The organism is Streptococcus sp. GMD1S (assembly GCF_000296875.1).
GTDB lineage: Bacteria > Bacillota > Bacilli > Lactobacillales > Streptococcaceae > Streptococcus.
Genome location: NZ_AJQY01000477.1, coordinates 1 through 1,178 on the forward strand (window position 1 = coordinate 1; position 1,178 = coordinate 1,178).

Here is a 1,178-nt window from a genome sequence, read left to right on the forward strand (position 1 = left end):
GGTAGTCAAGCGACTCCAACTCAGCCAAGTAAAACGGAAGTGAAGACAGCAGAAGGCACATGGAGCTTCAAGTCCTATGACAAGACATCTGAAACTATTAATGGAGCAGATGCCCACTTTATCGGTACTTGGGAATTCACTCCAGCGCCAACAGTGACTCATAAGGCAACTCACGAGTTTGTCAGCGGAACTCCAGGAAAAGAACTTCCACAAGAAGTAAAAACTCTGCTTCCAGCAGACCAAACAGACTTGAAAGATGGCAACCAAGTAACTCCAACACAACCAAGTAAAACGGAAGTTAAGACAGCAGAAGGCACATGGAGCTTCAAGTCATACGACAAGACTTCAGAGACTGTCAACGGTTCAGATGTTAAGTTTGTAGGAACATGGGAATTTACAGCGAGCCCAGCATCAACAGTGACTCATAAAGCAGTTCACGAGTTTGTCAGCGGAACGCCAGGAAAAGAACTTCCACAAGAAGTGAAAACCTTGCTTCCAGCAGACCAAACAGACTTGAAAGATGGCAACAAAGTAACTCCAACGCAACCAAGTAAAACAGAAGTGAAGACAGCAGAAGGTACCTGGAGCTTCAAGTTCTACGATAAGACATCGGAAACAATTAATGGATCAGATGTTAAGTTTGTAGGTACATGGGAATTCACCCCATCCCCAACCTATAAGGCAACTCACGAGTTTGTCAGCGGAACTCCAGGTAAAGAACTTCCACAAGAAGTGAAATCCCTGCTTCCATCAGACCAAACAGACTTGAAAGATGGCAGTCAAGCAACGCCAACGCAACCAAGTCAAACAGAAGTTAAGACAGCAGAAGGTACCTGGAGCTTCAAGTCTTATGACAAGACATCTGAAACCATCAATGGAGCAGATGTTAAGTTTGTAGGTACATGGGAATTTACAGCAACTCCAGTTCCAACAGTGACTCATAAAGCGGTTCATGAGTTTGTCAGCGGAACGCCAGGAAAAGAACTTCCGCAAGAAGTGAAAACCTTGCTTCCGGCAGACCAAACAAACTTGAAAGATGGAAGTCAAGCAACACCAACGCAACCAAGTCAAACAGAGGTTAAGACTGCAGAAGGCACATGGAGCTTTAAGTCCTATGACAAAGCATCAGAAACCATCAATGGAGCGGATGCCCACTTCGTCGGTACTTGGGAATTTAC

At 44.9% G+C, this 1,178-nt stretch carries 1 protein-coding gene; it reads left to right on the forward strand.

Annotated features, from left to right (window positions below):
* Positions 1 to 1,178, forward strand: a 1,178-nt coding sequence (locus tag GMD1S_RS12525; RefSeq protein WP_000474886.1) for an SHIRT domain-containing protein, incomplete at both ends; no start/stop codon positions are given.